This is a genomic window from Proteiniphilum sp. UBA5463 (genome assembly GCF_002427225.1).
Lineage (GTDB): Bacteria > Bacteroidota > Bacteroidia > Bacteroidales > Dysgonomonadaceae > Proteiniphilum > Proteiniphilum propionicum.
Window position 1 is genome coordinate 1 of record NZ_DIQL01000060.1, and the last position, 1,031, is coordinate 1,031.

1 pseudogene is annotated in these 1,031 nt (G+C 50.6%); it reads left to right on the forward strand.

Annotation, left to right across the window (positions count from 1 at the left end):
• Nucleotides 1-1,031, forward strand: a pseudogene (locus B3B27_RS11050) (TonB-dependent receptor); the annotation flags it as partial.

A 1,031-nucleotide genomic window follows, 5' to 3' on the forward strand; every position in this document is an offset into this window, starting at 1 on the left:
GGCTTCGGGGTGACAGCCAAAGCGCCGACAACACTCTATCTCTACCCGGAAAATGCCTACTTCGACCTGGTTCACTTCAACAGCCTCAACTCCTCATCGGTGCCGGAAAATGAGCAGTTGTTCCTTTCCACAACACGGGTGTTCAACACCCGGAACAGGGAGCTGAAAATGGCTGCCAACCAGAAGGCGGAAATCGGGCTTGACCTGATGGTTAACAGGATGCGTTTTTCCGTGACGGCCTACAACGAGCAGCTCAAGAACGGATACAACCTGGCTACCACCATCGATTCCTACCATTTGCTGAATTACATCATTTACGAGGAGGCCGTACAGAACCTCGGCACAATACCCACTCTGCGGGAGAAGGAACGACACAATATCTTCGTCTCCCATGCTACCCCCACCAACGACGGACGGTCGCACAACAGGGGGGTAGAGTTCGATTTTGACTTCGGCAGGATCCATGCCATCCGCACCTCCTTCGTGCTGAATGGGGCCTATATGCGCTCCACCGACTGGAATGATGGCCACAGCTTCAGCAACAAGAAGAATCTGAATGAGCTGGAGAGAAATATCGGCATCTATGAGAAAGGTAAAGAGAAATATGAAAGAGAGCGTCTAACAACCACCATACGGGCTACCCATAACATTCCATCTATCGGATTTGTGCTAACAACAACTGCACAGGTGAGCTGGATGAACAAGTACTGGACCAACTACGGTAACGACACCACCTTTGTAGCCTATATCTCACGGAAGGACGGATCGGTGAAGCCTTTCGATGACTCCAAGAGAGATGATCCCGAGTTTGCCTATCTCTTCGAAACAAGGAGTCCCACCCGTTTTATCGCGGAATCCTACTTTCCGGTGCTGCTGATCAACTTCCACCTGACCAAGGAGATCGGTGAGAATCTGAAAGCATCGTTCTATGCAAACAACATGTTCAACAGCAGGCCGCTCTATGAGAGCAAGCGAACCCCCGGTTCATTTACACGACTCAACATCCCCATGTATTTTGGTTTTGAGCTGGC